This is a genomic window from Nocardia alni (assembly GCF_019038435.1).
Classification (GTDB): Bacteria; Actinomycetota; Actinomycetes; order Mycobacteriales; family Mycobacteriaceae; genus Nocardia; species Nocardia alni.
In genome coordinates this window covers 1-15,650 of the sequence record NZ_JAGPOX010000120.1, presented here as the reverse complement: position 1 = coordinate 15,650, position 15,650 = coordinate 1, and the positions used below count along the sequence as shown (strand labels likewise).

Here is a 15,650-nt window from a genome sequence, read left to right as displayed (position 1 = left end):
CGCCGGAGCCAGCCTCCGCACCTCCGGAGCCGACGGCCGTTTCGGTCAAGATCGTGATCAGCGGCGGCTTCGGCGTCGGCAAGACCACCTTCATCGGCGCCATCTCCGAAATCGAGCCGCTATCCACCGAGGCCGCGATGACCGAGGTGTCGGTCGGCGTGGACGATCCGGGCCCGCGCACGGACAAGACCACCACCACGGTGGCGATGGATTTCGGGCGGATCACCCTGGATCGCTCGCTGGTGCTGTACGTGTTCGGCACGCCGGGCCAGGAGCGGTTCGAATTCCTGTGGGACGATCTGCTCGACGGCGCGCTGGGTGGGGTGATCCTGGTCGACACCGAGCGTATCGAGGACTGCTTCCCGGTCCTGGACTACTTCGAGAAGCACGACACGGCCTTCGTGGTCGCGGTCAACCGCTTCCCCGAGAGCACCCGATTCGACATCGACGAGGTGCGTGAGGCGCTGGGCGTGAACGAGTCGGTACACGTGGTCGAATGCGACGCCCGCGAGCGCGAGTCGGTCAAGCAGGTCCTGGTGGCGTTGCTGGAGCAGGTGCTGATCCATCGGCTGGCGGCGGCCAGCTGATCGGACCACTCGGGATATCGGGTTCTACCTGGGAGTTTTCCCCTCGGACGAGTACAGGCTGATCTCGCCGCCCTCACCGAGGAAGGCGTTGATGAGCATCATCTTCCGTTCCAGCAACTCCATGGCGTCCGGAGCGGAGGTGGTGACCGCGATCTGCGGGATGGCGGCCCAGTTCACCACGTAGCGCTCGGGCGGATCGTCGGCTCCGGACATGTGAGCCAGCCGGAAGACCGAGACCGTGCGGCGCTCCATGAGCTCGCGGACCACCTCGGCGATTCGCTCCGGATCTTCCAGCGCGAACAGGAAGCCGAAGGTCAGCTCGGGAGAAGACACATAGGCGGACACGAAATACCAGGTTACGGAACAATCCCGGGTATCGCAGCCATCTGGGCGCGGGGTTGCCACCGATATGCGCTGATCCATGGGCCGACGAACGTGTGCCAATGCCCGGACGGTCCGCGCCGACACCGGAAATCGCCGCGATGAATCATCGATCTACGCGCTCATGTAACCGCGCCGTAATTCTTTATAACGATTCCCCGGCAGCTTCACAGTTCTGACCAAGGTTGGTTGCGCGGTTGATGGGGACGCGCTTTCCTGAAATAGTCCCGTTTCCCGGACTCTATCGCATCGTCGCGGATTTCCCGGTTCTGCCCGTGAGTGTTTGTGGTGGATTGCCGTGTGTGTGGGAGGCGGAACTGCGCCGGTGCTGGGGAGTGTTCCCAGTCGACCTCCCCGGCCCTGGCGCAACCACTTCTTCATGCCGATGCGAGGGTGGGTGTGTGATGGCGGCCGAATATGCCAGTGGCCGTATCGGATCCGATGGACTGCCGTCCGTGGCCGACCTACTGCAGGCCTTTCGCGCCCCGGTCAACGGGCGGGTACGACATCGGGCGGTCCTGATCGCAGCCCACGAACTGGTCGCCTGTCACGAGCGCCGGGTCAGCACGCTGGCCGGCGTGCACGCGCCGGGCGCCGACAGCGACCAGCTGATCCGGTGCCGTCAGCTCATGGACGATATCGACGACCGCCGCGCCGAGCAGGTGGCCGGCATCGACGTCTGGGTGGCCGGGAATATCGCGCACCGCTCCGGCGCCTCGCTGCACACCGAGACGCTCGGCGCGGTCATCGATCGGATGGCCGCGAAATGGGTTGCGGCACAACATGCTCTGGGTATATCCCAGATCAACGACAAGTCCCGCGGCCATACGACCTCCCGGCGGCGCGAGGTGGACGGCGAGGCCCATATGCATTGGGTGCGGCTGGCCGAACTTGCCGACGGGTACAAGGATCTGATCACCGACGTGGCCGAGCACCGGCGTCGGCTGCCGGTGTTCTAGCGCTCGGGGTCCGTGATCTCGACGTCGGCGTCGATGTACGGCTCGTCGGCGGACACTCGTGCACTCGGCGCTGGATCATCGATCAGCACGTCGGGCTCCTCGCGTCCGGCGTTGACGCCGTGCGCGGCCTGCCGATCGCGCTGCGCGGCGGCAGCGGCCTCGCGCATCTCGATCACATCGGTGACCCAGTCGCCGATCTCCTTGGTGACCTCGGCGACCGTGCCGGTGATGATCGTGGCGATATTGCCGACATGCTTCGCGCCCTGCGAGGTCAACTCTTGGATCAGATCCTTGTTGCTCTCGAATTTTCCGATCATTCAACGCCCGCTTCGCTCGGATCCGGCTCTGGCTTGGACTGCTCCCGCATTACGATAACACCCGGTAGCTGGGCCTTCCCGGCGAGCGCGGGCGGCAGTGCCAGACGGAACAGCTTCGACCACACCGAACCGATCTGCCGGCTCAGCGGCCCGGCGTTGTAGGGCAGTCCGTACTTCTCGCACAGCGCCCGGACCTCGGGCGCGATCTCGGGATAGCGGTTCGCCGGGAGGTCGGGGAACAGGTGGTGCTCGATCTGGTGCGAGAGGTTTCCGGACAGGATGTGGAACAGTTTGCTGCCGGTGATGTTCGCCGAGCCGAGCATCTGCCGCACATACCATTCGCCGCGTGTCTCCTGCGCGGTCTCATCCTCGGTGAACGTCTGTACGCCCGAGGGGAAGTGGCCGCAGAAGATGATCGAGTACGCCCACACGTTGCGCACCAGATTGGCCGTGACGTTACCGGCCAGCGTGGAGACGAACAGGGGCCCGGTCAGCAGCGGGAACACCACATAGTCCTTGAGCACCTGGCGGCCCGCCTTGCGCCACTGGCCCTTGACCAGCCGCTTGATATCGGACCAGGATCGCTTGCCGCGCACGATGTTGTCGAACTCGAGGTCGTGCAGCATCACGCCCCACTCGAACAGCATCATCAGGGCGAAGGCGTAGACCGGATTGCCCAGGTAGTACGGATTCCACTCCTGCCCTTCGTCGATGCGCAGCACGCCGTAGCCGATATCGCGGTCCCGGCCGTGGATGTTGGTGTAGGTGTGGTGCACGTAGTTGTGCGAATGCTTCCACTGATCGGCCGGGCAGACCGTATCCCATTCGAACACACGGGAATTCAGGCTCGGCTCACGCATCCAGTCCCACTGGCCGTGCATGACGTTGTGGCCGATCTCCATGTTGTCCAGGATCTTGGACAGGCTCAGCGCCGCCACGCCGGCCAGCCAGAACGGCGGCAGGAAGCCAAGATACATCAGTCCGCGCCCGGCGATCTCGAAACCGCGCTGCGCCTTGATGATCGAGTAGATGTAGTCGCGGTCCCGCTCGCCCAGATCGGCGGTGACGCGCTCGCGCAGCTCGTCCAGGACGCGGCCGATCTCCTCGACCTGTTCCCTGGTGAGAACCAGTGGGCCGTCCTGGGTTTCGGTGAGTATGGTCATGATCTCCCCTATCTCGAATGTCGGATGTGTCAGATGTCGATCCGCGCGTCACCGACGGCGGCATTGATGCACAGTTGAATCGGATGGTCGGGGTCCGCGTCGAGTTCCCCTGTGCGCAGGTTGCGGACGCAGCCGGAACGCTTGATCGCGGTGCAGGACATGCAGATTCCCATCCGGCAACCGTGTTCCGGTGTGAGCCCCGCGGATTCGGCCTGCTCGAGCAGACTCGCTCCGGTGTTCCCGGCCGTCACCCCGCTCGCGGAGAAGATCGTGGTTCCCGTGACCTCGTCCGGGCGCACCGGAGTCGCGGTGAACGTGAATTCCTCGGTGTGCAGACGATCCTCGAGCCCCTCGGCCTCGTACACCGTGCGGACCGCGTCCATCAGCGACGCCGGGCCGCAGACGTAGGTCTGCGCGGTGGCGAACCATGGCGCGATCCGCTCGAGCTGGTCGTAGCCGAAGCGGCCCGAGATCGGGCTGGCCGCACAGCTCCACGGGGCGCCACTGAGCACCTCGGAAGGCCACGTACCCGGATATCCCAGTGCTATGTGGAAATTGGGACGACGTTCGGCGATCCGCACCAGCTCGGCGCGATGCGGCACCATCTCCGGTGAGCGCGCGTAATGCAGGAAGACCACCTGTCCGCGATGCTCCCGCGCGTCCAGACTGCGCAGCATCGACAGCACGGGGGTGATCCCACTGCCTCCGCTGATCAGCACGATCCGCTCCGAATTCGGTTCCGGCAGGGTGAAATTCCCCGTCGCGGGCGCCAGATCCACGACCATGCCGGGCTCGGCGCGACGGCGCAGGTATTGCGAGACGAGGCCGTTCGGATGTGCCTTGACGGTCAGCCGCAGCCGCCGGTCGCCGCCGTCGCCCTGCGGGTCGATCGGCGAATAGCAGCGGGTGTGCTTGACCCCGTCGATCAGCACGCCGATCTGCACATATTGCCCCGCGCGATGCCCGCGCCACTGCCGGGTCGGGCGCAGGGTGAGGGTGACCGACCCTCGGGTGTCGCGGTCGACCTCGACGATCTCGGCGCGCATATCCCGCACGGTCAGCGTCGGGTGCACCAGTTCCAGATATCGATCGAGGGTGTGCGGCGTGGTCAACGTCTGCACCAGATCGATCAGTCCTGCCATCGCTGTCTCCCGCTGCCATCGAGGCGTTCAATATTCAGTGCACATCTGTACACTCATATAGTGTGCATCGAAGAGATACGGAAGTTCAACCTGCAACTCATGTGACCGAGGCGACATTCCGAGGGGTTGATGCATCGTGAACGGATGTATGCTCGTCGACGTGAGTGGAGCGCAGCGGAGCGAACCATCGACACAGCATGCTTCGACGCACGGCGCCGACGAGCGCCAGCGAGGAGGTGTCGTGAGTGATCAGGTGGAGTCTCGGGTCGAGCGCAAGGAGCGCACCCGCCAGGCCCTGCTCGAGGGCACATTGACGCTGGCCGCCGAACGGGGCTTCGCGGCGCTCAGCCTGCGCGAGGTCGCACGCTCCGCCGGAATCGTGCCGACGGCGTTCTACCGGCACTTCACCTCCCTGGACGAGCTGGGCACCACACTGGTCGACGAGAGCGTGCGCCAATTGCGCGTGGCCCTACGGGATCTGCGCCGCACCCCCGACGCCCGCCTGGCCGAGACCGTGCGCTTCGTGTTCACCCAGATCGCGGGCCGGGATGCGCTGTACGGGTTCCTGATTCGCGAACGGCACGGCGGCTCCGCGGCCCTGCGACGCGCCATCTCGATCGAAATGCAGCTGCTCACCAGGGAATTGGTGGTGGATCTCTCACGTCTGCGCGCCCTGGACAGCTGGTCCCCCGACGACCTCGAACTGGCCGCGGACCTGATCGTCTCCACCGTCGCGGGCCATATCGCCGACTACGTCGCCGCCCTCCCCCGCGACCGCCCCGAGATCGTGGAACGCACGGTCAGTCAGGTCCGCCTGATCGCCCTGGGCATCGCCGCCTGGCGCTCCACACCGTAATCGGCATACCGAACTGCCCGGGCGCGGCACTGACGGTCACCCTATGCACTCAGTTGCATAGTACGACAGGTATCAGCTAGCCTCGGCCCATGGCACTCGAGCATGCGCTGTTGGTATCGCTGACCGAGCGCGCCGGTTCGGGCTATGAGCTGGCGCGGCGGTTCGACAAGTCCATCGGATTCTTCTGGAGCGCCACCCACCAGCAGATCTATCGCGTGCTCAGGCGGATGGAGGAGTCCGGCTGGGTGAGCGGGGAGGCCGTCGTACAGTCGGGCCGCCCCGACAAGAAGGTGTACACCGTGAGCGCGTCCGGCCGTGCCGAGCTGGCCCGGTGGATCGCCGAGCCCGCCGAGGACATCGGCCCGCTGCGCAGCGAGCTGGGTGTGAAGATCCGCGCGGCGGCCCACGGCGATCCCGCGGCCTTGCGCGCGGAGGTGGTCCGGCACCGCGACGCGCACGCGCAGCGGCTCGAGGTGTACCGGCTGATCGAGAAGAAGGACTTCCCCGACCCGCATCGCCTCTCGGGCACCGCACTGCATCAATATCTGGTGCTGCGTGGCGGAATTCGCGTCGAGGCGGGTTTCTCCGAGTGGTGCGACGAGGTACTCGCGGCACTCGACGGCCAGACCACCGCACCGTAACCCATCCCGAGAGGTGAACCGATGCCCGCGAATTCGGCGTCCAACCCGTATCCGCACCTGTTCGAGCCCTTGGACCTGGGCTTCACCACCCTGCGCAACCGGGTGGTGATGGGCTCCATGCACACCGGCCTCGAAGACCGGGCGTGGGATATCGACAAGCTCGCGGCCTATTTCGCCGAACGCGCCCGCGGCGGTGTGGGTTTGATCATCACCGGCGGCTATTCGCCGAACCGGGAGGGCTGGCTGCTGCCGTTCGGCGCGAAGCTCACCTCCCGCACCGAGGCCTACCGGCATCGCCGGATCGCCCGGGCCGTTCACGCCGAGGGCGGCAAGATCGCCGTTCAGATTCTGCACGCCGGGCGTTATTCCTATGTGCCGTTCAGTGTGTCGGCATCCTCGATCAAGGCCCCGATCAACCCGTTCCGGCCGCGCAAGCTGTCGCAGAAGGGGATCGAGCGCACCATCGGCGATTACGTGCGCACCGCGGAACTGGCCAAGCTCGCCGGGTACGACGGCGTCGAGGTGATGGGCGGCGAGGGCTATCTGATCAACCAGTTCCTGGCCCCGCGCACCAACAAGCGCACCGACCGCTGGGGCGGGTCGGCCGAGAATCGGCGGCGGTTCCCGCTGGAGATCGTGCGGCGCATGCGCGCGGCCCTCGGCCCGGAGTTCATCATCGTATTCCGGCTGTCCATGGCCGAATTCGTCGAGCACGGCCAGACAGAGCACGAGATCCTCGCGCTGGCAACGGAGCTGGAACAGGCCGGCGTCAGCATCATCAATACCGATATCGGCTGGCACGAGGCCCGGGTGCCCACCATCGTCACCTCGGTCCCACGCGCGGCATTCGTGGAATACACCGCGAAAGTGAAGGCGCGGGTGAGCATTCCGGTCTGCGCGTCCAACCGGATCAATATGCCCGAGACCGCCGAGGAGATCCTCACCCGAGGCGACGCCGACCTGATCTCGATGGCCCGTCCGCTGCTGGCCGACCCGGACTGGGCGAACAAGGCCCAGCAGGCCCGCGATGACGAGATCAACACCTGCATCGCCTGCAATCAGGCCTGCCTGGACCACGCGTTCGTGCACAAAACCGTGTCCTGCCTGCTGAATCCGCGTGCGGGCCACGAGACCGAACTGACCCTGCTGCCCACCAGGCGCATGCGGCGGATCGCGGTGGTCGGCGCGGGTCCGGCCGGGCTGTCGGCGGCGGTGAACCTGGCCGAGCGCGGGCACAAGGTGGACCTGTTCGAGGCCGACGACAAGATCGGCGGGCAGTTCGAGATCGCCCGGCGCATTCCCGGCAAAGAGGAATTCAACGAAACCCTGCGCTATTTCACCCGCAAGCTGGAGGTGGCAGGGGTGCGGGTCTTCCTGAACCGCCGGATCACCGCGGCCGAACTGGTCGAGGGGCATTACGACGAGGTCGTGCTGGCCACCGGCGTGCGCCCGCGCATTCCGGATATCCCCGGCATCGATCACCCGAAGGTGCTCACCTACGCGCAGCTGGTACGCGAGGAGAAGCCCGTCGGCAAGAAGGTCGCGGTGATCGGCGCGGGCGGAATCGGTTACGACGTCAGCGAATTCCTCACCGTCGACGGGCACCCCGCCCTGAAACTCGACGAGTGGAAGGAAGAATGGGGTGTCACCAGTGGCGATCCCGACGCCCTCGGTCAGCTCGCCACTCCTCGACCCTCCCCTGCGACCAGGGAAGTCGTTCTGCTGCAACGCAAGTCGGGCGCCTTCGGCAAGAGCCTGGGCAAGACCTCCGGCTGGGTGCATCGCGCCGCGATCAAGGCCAAAGGCGTGGAACAGATCGGCGGGGTGAACTACGAACGGGTCGACGACCGCGGCTTGCACATCAGCTTCGGCGAGAAGCGATCGCGACCGACGGTGATCGACTGCGACAACGTAATCCTCTGCGCCGGGCAGGAATCCGTCCGCGAACTCGTCGAACCTCTACAGGCCGCCGGGGTGCAGATCCACCTCATCGGCGGCGCCGATGTCGCCGCCGAACTCGACGCCAAGCGCGCGATCGACCAAGGCACCAGACTGGCGGCATCGTTATAGCCGCTGTGCACCGACTGTGATCACGCCAACGCGGTTTCCCGGCACAGGCATGCCGCAGCAACGCGCCCGTATGACAGGGTGTACACCGGGATGACATCTAGGCGCACGCTCGGCAAGGAGGCTCGGATATGACCGCGACGCTGGCTCGGCTGGGCCTGCCCGGACGCGAGGGGGCCTGGTCCGCACTGGGATTCGACGTGCACAGCAGGGGTTTTCGCATCGGCGACATCGACTGCATGATCGATACCCGTCCCAGCTGGGGGTTCGACGGTATCCACGCCGACGCGGGCGTGCTCGGCATCCCCGAGGTGCTCACCCGGTCCGATGCCGACACCAGCATCGCCGCAACGCATCCGAACTCGGCGAGCTTCATCGACCATATCGTGTACTGGGTCCCCAACCTCGACGACGCGGTGCGCGCACTCAACGCGGTCCTGGCCACCACACCCCGCCGCCGCTTCAAGCCGCGCGGCCCCAAGGGCCCGGAGATGGCGTTCTACCGCGCCGGATCCGCCGTCCTCGAGGTGGTCGCCTCCGGAAAGCCCGCCACGCTCCCCGGAATCGCCTTCGGCACAAAGGATCTGGACGCCACCGTCGACACCATCCGCACCGGCGGCGGCCCCATCAGCGATCCCAAGCCGGCGGTCCAGGGCGGCCGCATCGCCAGCGTCTGGTCCGGCCACCTCAACTGGGGCGTCGCCTTCTACGAGCCCGAACCCCACTGACCTGGGTAGCGCGGGCCGATACAGGACATGGTCGGCCCGGCTCGGTACGCTCCCAGCGTGAGCCTGCCTGCACCCACCGCCGACAACCGTGCCGTCGTCACCGGAGCCTCCTCCGGGATCGGAACCGCCCTCGCCGAGGAACTGGCCAGGCGCGGTTATTCGCTGATCCTGGTGGCGCGCCGGGAGGAACTGCTGAACGAGCTGTCCAAGCGACTGACCGAGCGGTACGGAATCACCGCCGAGGTCCGCGCGATCGATCTGTCCGATCGTGAGCAGCGCGCCCCGCTGTCCCAGGAACTGGCGTCGCGGGATATCGCGATCCTGTGCAACAACGCCGGCGTCTCCACCTTCGGTCCGGTCGCCAAGCTCGATCTGAACTTCGAACGCTCGATCATGGAGCTCAACGCGGTCGCTGTGCACGATCTGAGCCTGGCGGTACTGCCCGGCATGCTCGAGCGCCGCGGCGGCGGGATCCTGATCACCGGCTCGGCGGCCGGCAACATGCCCATCCCGAACAACGCCACCTACGCCGCGACCAAGGCGTTCACCAACAGTTTCTCCGAGTCGCTGCGCGGCGAACTGGCCGGCAGCGGCGTCAACGTCACCCTGCTCGCCCCGGGCCCGGTCCGCACGACCAACCCGGATCAGGAGGAGATCGGCGGCAAGATTCCCGATTTCATCTGGGTCACCGCCGCCTACACCGCGAAACTGTCCATCGACGCGCTGGCGCGCAATAAGATGCGGGTGGTTCCGGGCCTGATCAGCAAGGGTATGAGCGTTGCCGGGCAGTATTCGCCGCGGGCGATCACGGCACCGATCGTGGGATCGTTCTACAAGAAACTGGGCGGCTGAGTACTACTGATCGCACGGGCGTCAGTACCGCGTCAAGATCGAAGGGCAGTAGGTCAAAGGTGCGTTACGGGCCGTTTTTCCCCAGTGAAAGCGGCGTAGTCCTGACAGTGGCCCCGCAGTCGAAGCAGAAAGCGGGGAACACACAGGAGAAGAAGCCGTGACGCTGCTCGAGATCTTCCCTTCGCTGCGGTCGGGGATGACGTCCCCGCGCCTCGATTCGACCGTCTGGCCGTGCGAGACGCACTACGACGATCTGGGTCAGATCACCGTGGGAGGGGTCGTGCTGGCCGATATCGCGGATCAGTACGGCACCCCGACGTATGTTCTGGACGAGACCGAGGTGCGCCGCCGCTGCCAGGCCTACCGCAAGTACTTCCCCGACGCTGAGGTCATCTACGCCGCGAAGGCGATGCTCACCAAGGGGATCGTGCGCTGGGTCGCCGAGGAGGGCCTGTCGGTCGACGTGTGCTCGGCCGGTGAGCTCGCCATCGCCCTCGCCGCGGGGGTGGATCCCGCGCGGATCGTGCTGCACGGCAGCGGAAAGCCGCTCTCGGAGCTGGAATCCGCGATGAAGGCCGGCGTGGACCGGATCGTCATCGACTCGCTCACCGAGGTCACCCTGCTGTCGGCGGTGGCCACGCGCAAACAGCAGGTGCTGCTGCGCCTATCGCCCGATATCGACGTACACGGTCACCCGGCGGTGCGCACCGGCGTGATCGACCAGAAGTTCGGCTTCCCGCTCGGCAGCACGGCCGCCAAGGAGGCGATCGATCGGGTCATGCGCCAGCCGATGCTCGAATTGGTCGGCCTGCACTGCCATCTCGGCTCGCAGATCTGCGATCCGGACTTCTACGGTGAGGCGATTCGTCGTCTGGTCGCCGAAATGTCGCGCGTGGAGCACGAATACGGTGTCACCCTGCCGCAGCTGGACATCGGCGGCGGACACGCGGTGGCCTACCGGTGCGGCGACGTGGAGATGGACCTGTCGATGCTCGCCGACATCATCGAGGACGCCCTGGACGCGGCGTGCGCGCTGAATCACTTCGCGCGCCCGCGGATTTCGCTCGAGCCCGGTCGCGCCATCGTCGCCCGCGCGGGCGTGACGCTGTACCGGGTGATGACGGTCAAGCACATCGAGGGCGGGCGCACCTTCGTCATCGTCGACGGCGGGATGAACGACAACCCGCGCGTTGCGCTGTACGGCGCGCGTTACGACGCCGTCGTCGCCAACCGGCACCCCACGGGCCCGCACATGACCGCGACGGTGGCCGGACGCTATTGCGAGGCAGGCGATATCCTCGCCGCCGACGTTCAGCTGCCCACGGATCTGCGCCCGGGCGAGGTGCTGGCGATTCCATGCACCGGGGCCTATCACCACAGCCTGGCCTCCACCTACAACGGTGTCGGGCGGCCCCCGGTGATCTCGGTTCACGAAGGTCGCTGCCACGAGATGATCCGCCGGGAGACCTCTGCCGATCTGCTGGCACGAGACCTGGGCTGAGTCCGGGACGACCGTCCGATTTCAGTGCAGCGCTGAATCTTTGATGATCCGCGCGAGCTTGAGCATCTGCGCGGCGAACTCGCGCCGCTCCTCGGGAGCGAACTCCGCCAGCCCGCGCGTCTGCGCGTCGCGGCGTAGCGTGCGCATCCCCATCACCTGCTGCCGCCCCAGCGTGGTCAGCTCGACCAGCACGCGGCGCTCGTCCTGCGCGGCGCGGGTGCGGGTGAGCATGCCCTTGACCTCGAGCTGTTTGAGCATGCGAGTGGCGGTCGGCACGCTGACCCCGGCCGCCGAGGCCAGCACCCCGACCGGAAGTGCGGCCTCGTCCAGCAACGGCTCGAGCAGCGCCTGCTGGGAGATCGAGAGCTGATCGGGCGAGAGGACGGACGAGCGGGCCTGTCGCATGGCCAGGAACAGCGCGTCGGCGGCGCGCGCCAGCTCCTCGATTCCGTCCTTGTCGTCCGTTGTCACGGGTGTTAGCCTAACACTGCAATATTTAGCATGCTAAATATTGTCTAGCTAAATGCTTGCCGGAATGTACAGCTCACATCCAGAGGAGCCTTCGCAATGAGCGAATCCGCACCCGCCCGCATAGACGTTCACCAGCACATCCTCCCGCCGCACTACGCCCGCCTCCTGCGCGAGCACAACCTCACCGCGGCAGGCTGGCCGCTCCCCGACTGGAGCGCCGAGTCGACCATCGCGATGATGGACCAGACCGGCATCGCCACCGGGGTGCTGTCGGTCAGCGCGCCCGGCACCCACTTCGGCGACGACGCCAAGGCCCGCGAATTATCCAGGGCCAACAATGATTTCACCGCCGAGGTGGTCAAGGATCACCCCGACCGCTTCGGCCTGTTCGCCAGCCTGCCGCTGCCGGACGTGGACGGCGCGATCGCCGAGACCGCCTACGCCTACGACGAACTGCACGCCGACGGCGTGGTCCTGATGACCAACGCGAACGGTCATTACCTCGGCGATCCACTGTACGAACCGCTGTGGGCCGAACTCGACGCCCGTGACGCGGTGGTGTTCCTGCACCCGACCGCGCTGGCGCTGCCCATGCTGCCGGGCGCGCCCACCCCGGTCGTCGACTTCACGTTCGACACCACCCGCACCGCGGTCGACATGGTCCTGGCCGGGGTATTGAACCGCTATCCGCGCATGCGGGTGATCCTGTCGCATGCCGGTGGAGCGCTCCCCTACCTCGCGCACCGCGTCGCGGTCACCAGCACCGTGCTCCATCCGGAGCGCACCCCCGAGGACATCCTGGCCGACCTGCGCCGCTTCTATTTCGATACCGCCCTGTCCGCCAGCCCGACCGCCCTGCCCTCGCTGCGGGCCTTCGCCGCGTCCGGCCACATCCTCTACGGCAGCGACTGGCCCTTCGCCCCGCAGACCGCAGGCGAGTACTTCAACCACCACCTGGACACCTTCGACGGCTGGGGCGAGGGTGAGCTGCACGCGGCTAATCGAGGTGCGGCCGAGATGTTGTTCCCGCGACTCGCGCGCTGAGTCTGTCGTGGTGTCGCTGGTGCCGATAGGCGAGCCAGCTGCCCAGGACGCCCGCGAGTCCGGGTAGCCCCAGCGTCACACCGGCGATCACCAGCAGGCCGACGGCTCGCGGCGGGGATTCGCGGGCGTGGAGCACGAAGTACGCCACCAGCGCCGCGAGCCCGATCGCCAGAAGCACGGAGTAGATCACCGCGACCCGCTCGAGCTTGGCGTGCCGCAGGAACGATCCGACGATCACGCCCAGAATGCCGCCGACGATCGGGCCCGGGCTCACGTCGATCAGCGCCCCGCCGATCGAGAACGAGCGGCCGACGGCCGCGCCCAGTAGGTAGCACAGCGGTCCGAAGGCGATCAGCACCAGTTGCGAGCGCATGACGATCTTCCACCATGGTTCTCGGCTGTGTCTATCGTTCGCTCGCTGCGCTCGTTCATGCCCCCGCCCGGCGCTCACCGCTTGCGGGTGCCGAAGATACTGCGGCTGATCTCACGGCCCGCGACCGCGGCGGTGTTCCGCAGGAAGCTCTTGACCGCCGGGTTGTCCATGATGCGCTCGGCCGCACTCGGCTCCGGGCGTTGCGCATCGGGCCTGGGTTTCGGTGGTTCATCCTGCGCCGCATCGACTTTCGCGTTCAGAATCTCGTACGCCGACTCGCGGTCGATGGTTCGACCGTACTTGGCGTCGAGCGCGCTGGACTTCGCGCGCGAGCGGATCGCGTCCTCGCCGATGGTGTCCATCAGCGAGCGTGGCGGGCGCAGCCGCACCCAGGCCACGGGCGTGGGCGCACCCTGTTCCGAAAGCACCGTCACGATCGCCTCGCCGGTGCCCAGGGAGGTCAGCGCATTCTCCAGGTCGTACGCGGCGGTCTTGGGGTAGGTGCGCACCGTCTTGGACAGCGCCTTCTGATCGTCGGGCGTGAACGCGCGCAGGGCGTGCTGAATGCGCGCACCCAGTTGGGACAGCACGGGATTCGGGATATCGGTGGGCAACTGGGTGCAGAAGAACACGCCGACGCCCTTGGAGCGGATCAGCCGCACCGTCTGCTCGACCTGCTCCAGGAACGCCTTGGACGCGCCGTTGAACAGCAGGTGCGCCTCGTCGAAGATGAACACCAGCTTGGGCCTGTCCATATCGCCGATCTCCGGCAGCGTCTGGAACAGGTCCGCCAGCACCCACATCAGGAAGGTGGAGAACAGCACCGGCCGCGCCGACTGCGCGCCCAGTTCGAACAGCGTGATCACGCCCTGTCCGCCGGCGGTGCGCAGCAGATCTCGCGGATCCAGTTCCGGCTCACCGAAAAACGTGTCGCCACCCTCGCCCTCGAGGTTGACCAGGGCGCGCAGGATCACCCCGGCCGTGGCGGCCGACACCCCGCCGATGCCTTTGAGATCCTGCTTGCCCTCGGGACTGGTCAGGTGCTGGATCACCGCGCGCAGATCCTTCAGGTCCAGCAGCGCCAGGCCCTGCTTGTCGGCCCAATGGAAGATCAGGCCGAGGGTGGACTCCTGAGTCTCGTTGAGCCCCAGTACTTTACTGAGCAATACCGGACCGAACGACGTGATGGTGGCGCGGATCGGCACGCCGATGCCCTCGGTGCCGAGCGAGACGAATTCGGTCGGGAATCCACTCGGCCTCCATTGCGTGTCACCGGTTTCCGCGGCACGGGCGGTGAGCTTGTCGCTGGCGGCGCCCGGCTGCGCCAGCCCCGACAGGTCGCCCTTCACGTCGGCCAGCACCACGGGAACCCCTGCGGCGGAGAGCTGTTCGGCGATACCCTGGAGCGTCTTGGTCTTACCGGTGCCGGTCGCGCCCGCGATGAGACCGTGCCGGTTCATGGTCTTCATCGGGATTCGCACGAGGGCAGAGGAATCCACCGCGCCGTCGATGAGTACCGTGCCGAGTTCCAGGGCCGCGCCCTCGAAGGCGTACCCCGCGGCGATCTCCTGTGCGGCGGCGGATCCGGATGCAGGGGCTTTCGCGGGGGAATCCGTCGCGGCGGCACCATTCGTGGTGGCACCCGCTGACTCCGCCGCATCGGACTCCGCCTTGGCGACCTCCTGATCGGCCGCCTCTCGCTCGGCCTCGTCCGCGGCGGCCGCCGCCTCCGCCGCGATCCGCGCCGCGTCCTGCGCCGCCTTGCGCGCGGCCGCCGCCTTCTCCGCCGGTGTCGTCATCGCCCGATCCTCCGTCCGCTCTGCTAACTTCTCGCCAACATTGCCGACCGCCTGATCCAAGCGCGGATTCTGCAAAAACAATATCGCCGACCGTCGCCCGACGCCGCATTTGCGTCCTTCGGCAACTACACCGCGACTCCGGCCATGTGGCGTATGACCCGCTCATCGGCACCGCGTGATCCGCACGACACGCGGCGGGATAACGGACACATTTCGCACACAAGGTTCGGTGGGGCGGGTCGTGGCCGCAGACGACCGGGCTAGTCTTTGCCAGTGTCCGAGAAACTTGTGGTGTGGATGGATTGCGAGATGACCGGCCTGCGGCTGGACAGCGACAAGCTGATCGAGGTGTCCGCACTGGTCACCGACAGCGACCTCAATATCCTCGGTGAGGGCGTGGACATCGTCATCCACGCCGACGATGCGGCCCTGGCCTCGATGCCCCCCGTGGTGCAGGAGATGCACGCCCGCTCTGGCCTGACCGAAGAGGTGCGCGCCTCTACGACCACCCTCGAAGAGGCCGAACAGCAGGTCATGGACTACATCAAGAAGTACGTCCCCACCCCCGGCACGGTCCCCCTGGCAGGCAACTCCATCGCCACCGACCGCGGCTTCCTGGCCCGCGACATGCCCGCCTTGGACGCCCACCTGCACTACCGCATGATCGACGTCAGCTCGATCAAGGAACTGTGCCGCCGCTGGTACCCCCGCATCTACTTCGGCCAGCCCGAAAAGGGCCTCAAACACCGCGCCCTGGCCGACATCAAAG

At 66.7% G+C, this 15,650-nt stretch carries 17 protein-coding genes; 10 read left to right on the top strand and 7 right to left on the bottom strand.

What is annotated here, in order from left to right; translation table 11 throughout:
- The first annotated feature begins 53 nt into the window (after window positions 1-53).
- On the top strand, window positions 54-587 hold the full coding sequence (locus JZ791_RS33400; RefSeq protein WP_308163229.1) for a GTP-binding protein: 534 nt from the start codon (window positions 54-56) through the stop codon (window positions 585-587).
- Between the two features lie 24 nt (window positions 588-611).
- Here the strand turns inward: JZ791_RS33400 and JZ791_RS33395 are convergent, their stop codons facing one another.
- Window positions 612-932, bottom strand: coding sequence for a hypothetical protein (locus tag JZ791_RS33395; RefSeq protein WP_216900053.1), 321 nt, complete (start codon window positions 930-932; stop codon window positions 612-614).
- Window positions 933-1,372: 440 nt separating this feature from the next.
- Here JZ791_RS33395 and JZ791_RS33390 point away from each other — a divergent pair, with 440 nt between their 5' ends.
- Window positions 1,373-1,927: a DUF4254 domain-containing protein gene (locus JZ791_RS33390; RefSeq protein ID WP_216900051.1), complete on the top strand. Its 555-nt coding sequence runs from the start codon at window positions 1,373-1,375 to the stop codon at window positions 1,925-1,927.
- On the opposite strand, the gene JZ791_RS33385 is transcribed toward JZ791_RS33390, so the two are convergent.
- Genes JZ791_RS33385 through JZ791_RS33375 form a run of 3 tightly spaced genes read right to left on the bottom strand, consistent with a single transcriptional unit; the run spans window position 1,924 to window position 4,549 of the window.
- Window positions 1,924-2,244 carry a hypothetical protein gene (locus JZ791_RS33385; RefSeq protein WP_216900049.1) on the bottom strand — a complete coding sequence of 107 codons (321 nt, stop codon included), beginning with the start codon at window positions 2,242-2,244 and terminating at the stop codon, window positions 1,924-1,926. The genes JZ791_RS33390 and JZ791_RS33385 overlap by 4 nt on opposite strands.
- A complete protein-coding gene (locus JZ791_RS33380) occupies window positions 2,241-3,407 on the bottom strand; it encodes a fatty acid desaturase family protein (RefSeq protein WP_216900047.1) in 1,167 nt (388 codons plus the stop codon). Before JZ791_RS33380 ends, JZ791_RS33385 begins: the two co-directional genes overlap by 4 nt.
- Before the next feature lie 29 nt (window positions 3,408-3,436).
- Complete coding sequence (locus JZ791_RS33375; protein WP_216900045.1) at window positions 3,437-4,549, bottom strand: ferredoxin reductase; 1,113 nt, start codon at window positions 4,547-4,549, stop codon at window positions 3,437-3,439.
- A gap of 241 nt (window positions 4,550-4,790) precedes the next feature.
- On the opposite strand from JZ791_RS33375, the gene JZ791_RS33370 reads away from it, so the two are divergent.
- The 6 genes from JZ791_RS33370 (at window position 4,791) to lysA (ending at window position 11,194) form a co-directional block, all read left to right on the top strand.
- Complete coding sequence (locus tag JZ791_RS33370; protein ID WP_308163228.1) at window positions 4,791-5,405, top strand: TetR family transcriptional regulator; 615 nt, start codon at window positions 4,791-4,793, stop codon at window positions 5,403-5,405.
- 89 nt (window positions 5,406-5,494) lie between these two features.
- Complete coding sequence (locus tag JZ791_RS33365) at window positions 5,495-6,046, top strand: PadR family transcriptional regulator (protein WP_216900041.1); 552 nt, start codon at window positions 5,495-5,497, stop codon at window positions 6,044-6,046.
- Window positions 6,047-6,067: 21 nt separating this feature from the next.
- A complete protein-coding gene (locus JZ791_RS33360) occupies window positions 6,068-8,116 on the top strand; it encodes an NADPH-dependent 2,4-dienoyl-CoA reductase (protein ID WP_216900038.1) in 2,049 nt (682 codons plus the stop codon).
- Between the two features lie 128 nt (window positions 8,117-8,244).
- Window positions 8,245-8,841: a VOC family protein gene (locus tag JZ791_RS33355; protein ID WP_216900036.1), complete on the top strand. Its 597-nt coding sequence runs from the start codon at window positions 8,245-8,247 to the stop codon at window positions 8,839-8,841.
- Window positions 8,842-8,898: 57 nt separating this feature from the next.
- Window positions 8,899-9,693: a mycolate reductase gene (gene cmrA / locus JZ791_RS33350; RefSeq protein WP_216900034.1), complete on the top strand. Its 795-nt coding sequence runs from the start codon at window positions 8,899-8,901 to the stop codon at window positions 9,691-9,693.
- A gap of 157 nt (window positions 9,694-9,850) precedes the next feature.
- A complete protein-coding gene (gene lysA / locus JZ791_RS33345) occupies window positions 9,851-11,194 on the top strand; it encodes a diaminopimelate decarboxylase (RefSeq protein ID WP_216900032.1) in 1,344 nt (447 codons plus the stop codon).
- 21 nt (window positions 11,195-11,215) lie between these two features.
- On the opposite strand, the gene JZ791_RS33340 is transcribed toward lysA, so the two are convergent.
- Entirely contained in the window at window positions 11,216-11,665 is a 450-nt protein-coding gene (locus JZ791_RS33340) for a MarR family winged helix-turn-helix transcriptional regulator (RefSeq protein ID WP_308163227.1), read from the bottom strand.
- 96 nt (window positions 11,666-11,761) lie between these two features.
- Between JZ791_RS33340 and JZ791_RS33335 the strand changes: the two genes are divergently transcribed.
- The gene (locus JZ791_RS33335; RefSeq protein ID WP_216900030.1) at window positions 11,762-12,709 is read left to right on the top strand and encodes an amidohydrolase family protein; all 948 of its coding nucleotides are present in this window, start codon (window positions 11,762-11,764) and stop codon (window positions 12,707-12,709) included.
- On the opposite strand, the gene JZ791_RS33330 is transcribed toward JZ791_RS33335, so the two are convergent.
- Window positions 12,663-13,082 carry a hypothetical protein gene (locus tag JZ791_RS33330; protein WP_216900028.1) on the bottom strand — a complete coding sequence of 140 codons (420 nt, stop codon included), beginning with the start codon at window positions 13,080-13,082 and terminating at the stop codon, window positions 12,663-12,665. The two genes, JZ791_RS33335 and JZ791_RS33330, sit on opposite strands and share 47 nt — an antisense overlap.
- A 74-nt stretch (window positions 13,083-13,156) precedes the next feature.
- Window positions 13,157-14,881 carry a helicase HerA-like domain-containing protein gene (locus JZ791_RS33325; RefSeq protein WP_216900026.1) on the bottom strand — a complete coding sequence of 575 codons (1,725 nt, stop codon included), beginning with the start codon at window positions 14,879-14,881 and terminating at the stop codon, window positions 13,157-13,159.
- Between the two features lie 297 nt (window positions 14,882-15,178).
- On the opposite strand from JZ791_RS33325, the gene orn reads away from it, so the two are divergent.
- Window positions 15,179-15,650: oligoribonuclease (gene orn / locus JZ791_RS33320; RefSeq protein WP_254206767.1), on the top strand; the 472-nt coding region annotated here is incomplete at its 3' end.

Excerpts from the sequence above, each read along its gene's own strand:
- JZ791_RS33390 (WP_216900051.1), top strand. The coding sequence starts at position 1,373 with ATGGCGGCCGAATATGCCAGTGGCCGTATCGGATCCGATGGACTGCCG.
- JZ791_RS33385 (WP_216900049.1), bottom strand. The coding sequence starts at position 2,244 with ATGATCGGAAAATTCGAGAGCAACAAGGATCTGATCCAAGAGTTGACC.
- JZ791_RS33380 (WP_216900047.1), bottom strand. The coding sequence starts at position 3,407 with ATGACCATACTCACCGAAACCCAGGACGGCCCACTGGTTCTCACCAGG.
- JZ791_RS33375 (WP_216900045.1), bottom strand. The coding sequence starts at position 4,549 with ATGGCAGGACTGATCGATCTGGTGCAGACGTTGACCACGCCGCACACC.
- JZ791_RS33365 (WP_216900041.1), top strand. The coding sequence starts at position 5,495 with ATGGCACTCGAGCATGCGCTGTTGGTATCGCTGACCGAGCGCGCCGGT.
- JZ791_RS33360 (WP_216900038.1), top strand. The coding sequence starts at position 6,068 with ATGCCCGCGAATTCGGCGTCCAACCCGTATCCGCACCTGTTCGAGCCC.
- JZ791_RS33355 (WP_216900036.1), top strand. The coding sequence starts at position 8,245 with ATGACCGCGACGCTGGCTCGGCTGGGCCTGCCCGGACGCGAGGGGGCC.
- JZ791_RS33335 (WP_216900030.1), top strand. The coding sequence starts at position 11,762 with ATGAGCGAATCCGCACCCGCCCGCATAGACGTTCACCAGCACATCCTC.
- JZ791_RS33330 (WP_216900028.1), bottom strand. The coding sequence starts at position 13,082 with ATGCGCTCGCAACTGGTGCTGATCGCCTTCGGACCGCTGTGCTACCTA.
- JZ791_RS33325 (WP_216900026.1), bottom strand. The coding sequence starts at position 14,881 with ATGACGACACCGGCGGAGAAGGCGGCGGCCGCGCGCAAGGCGGCGCAG.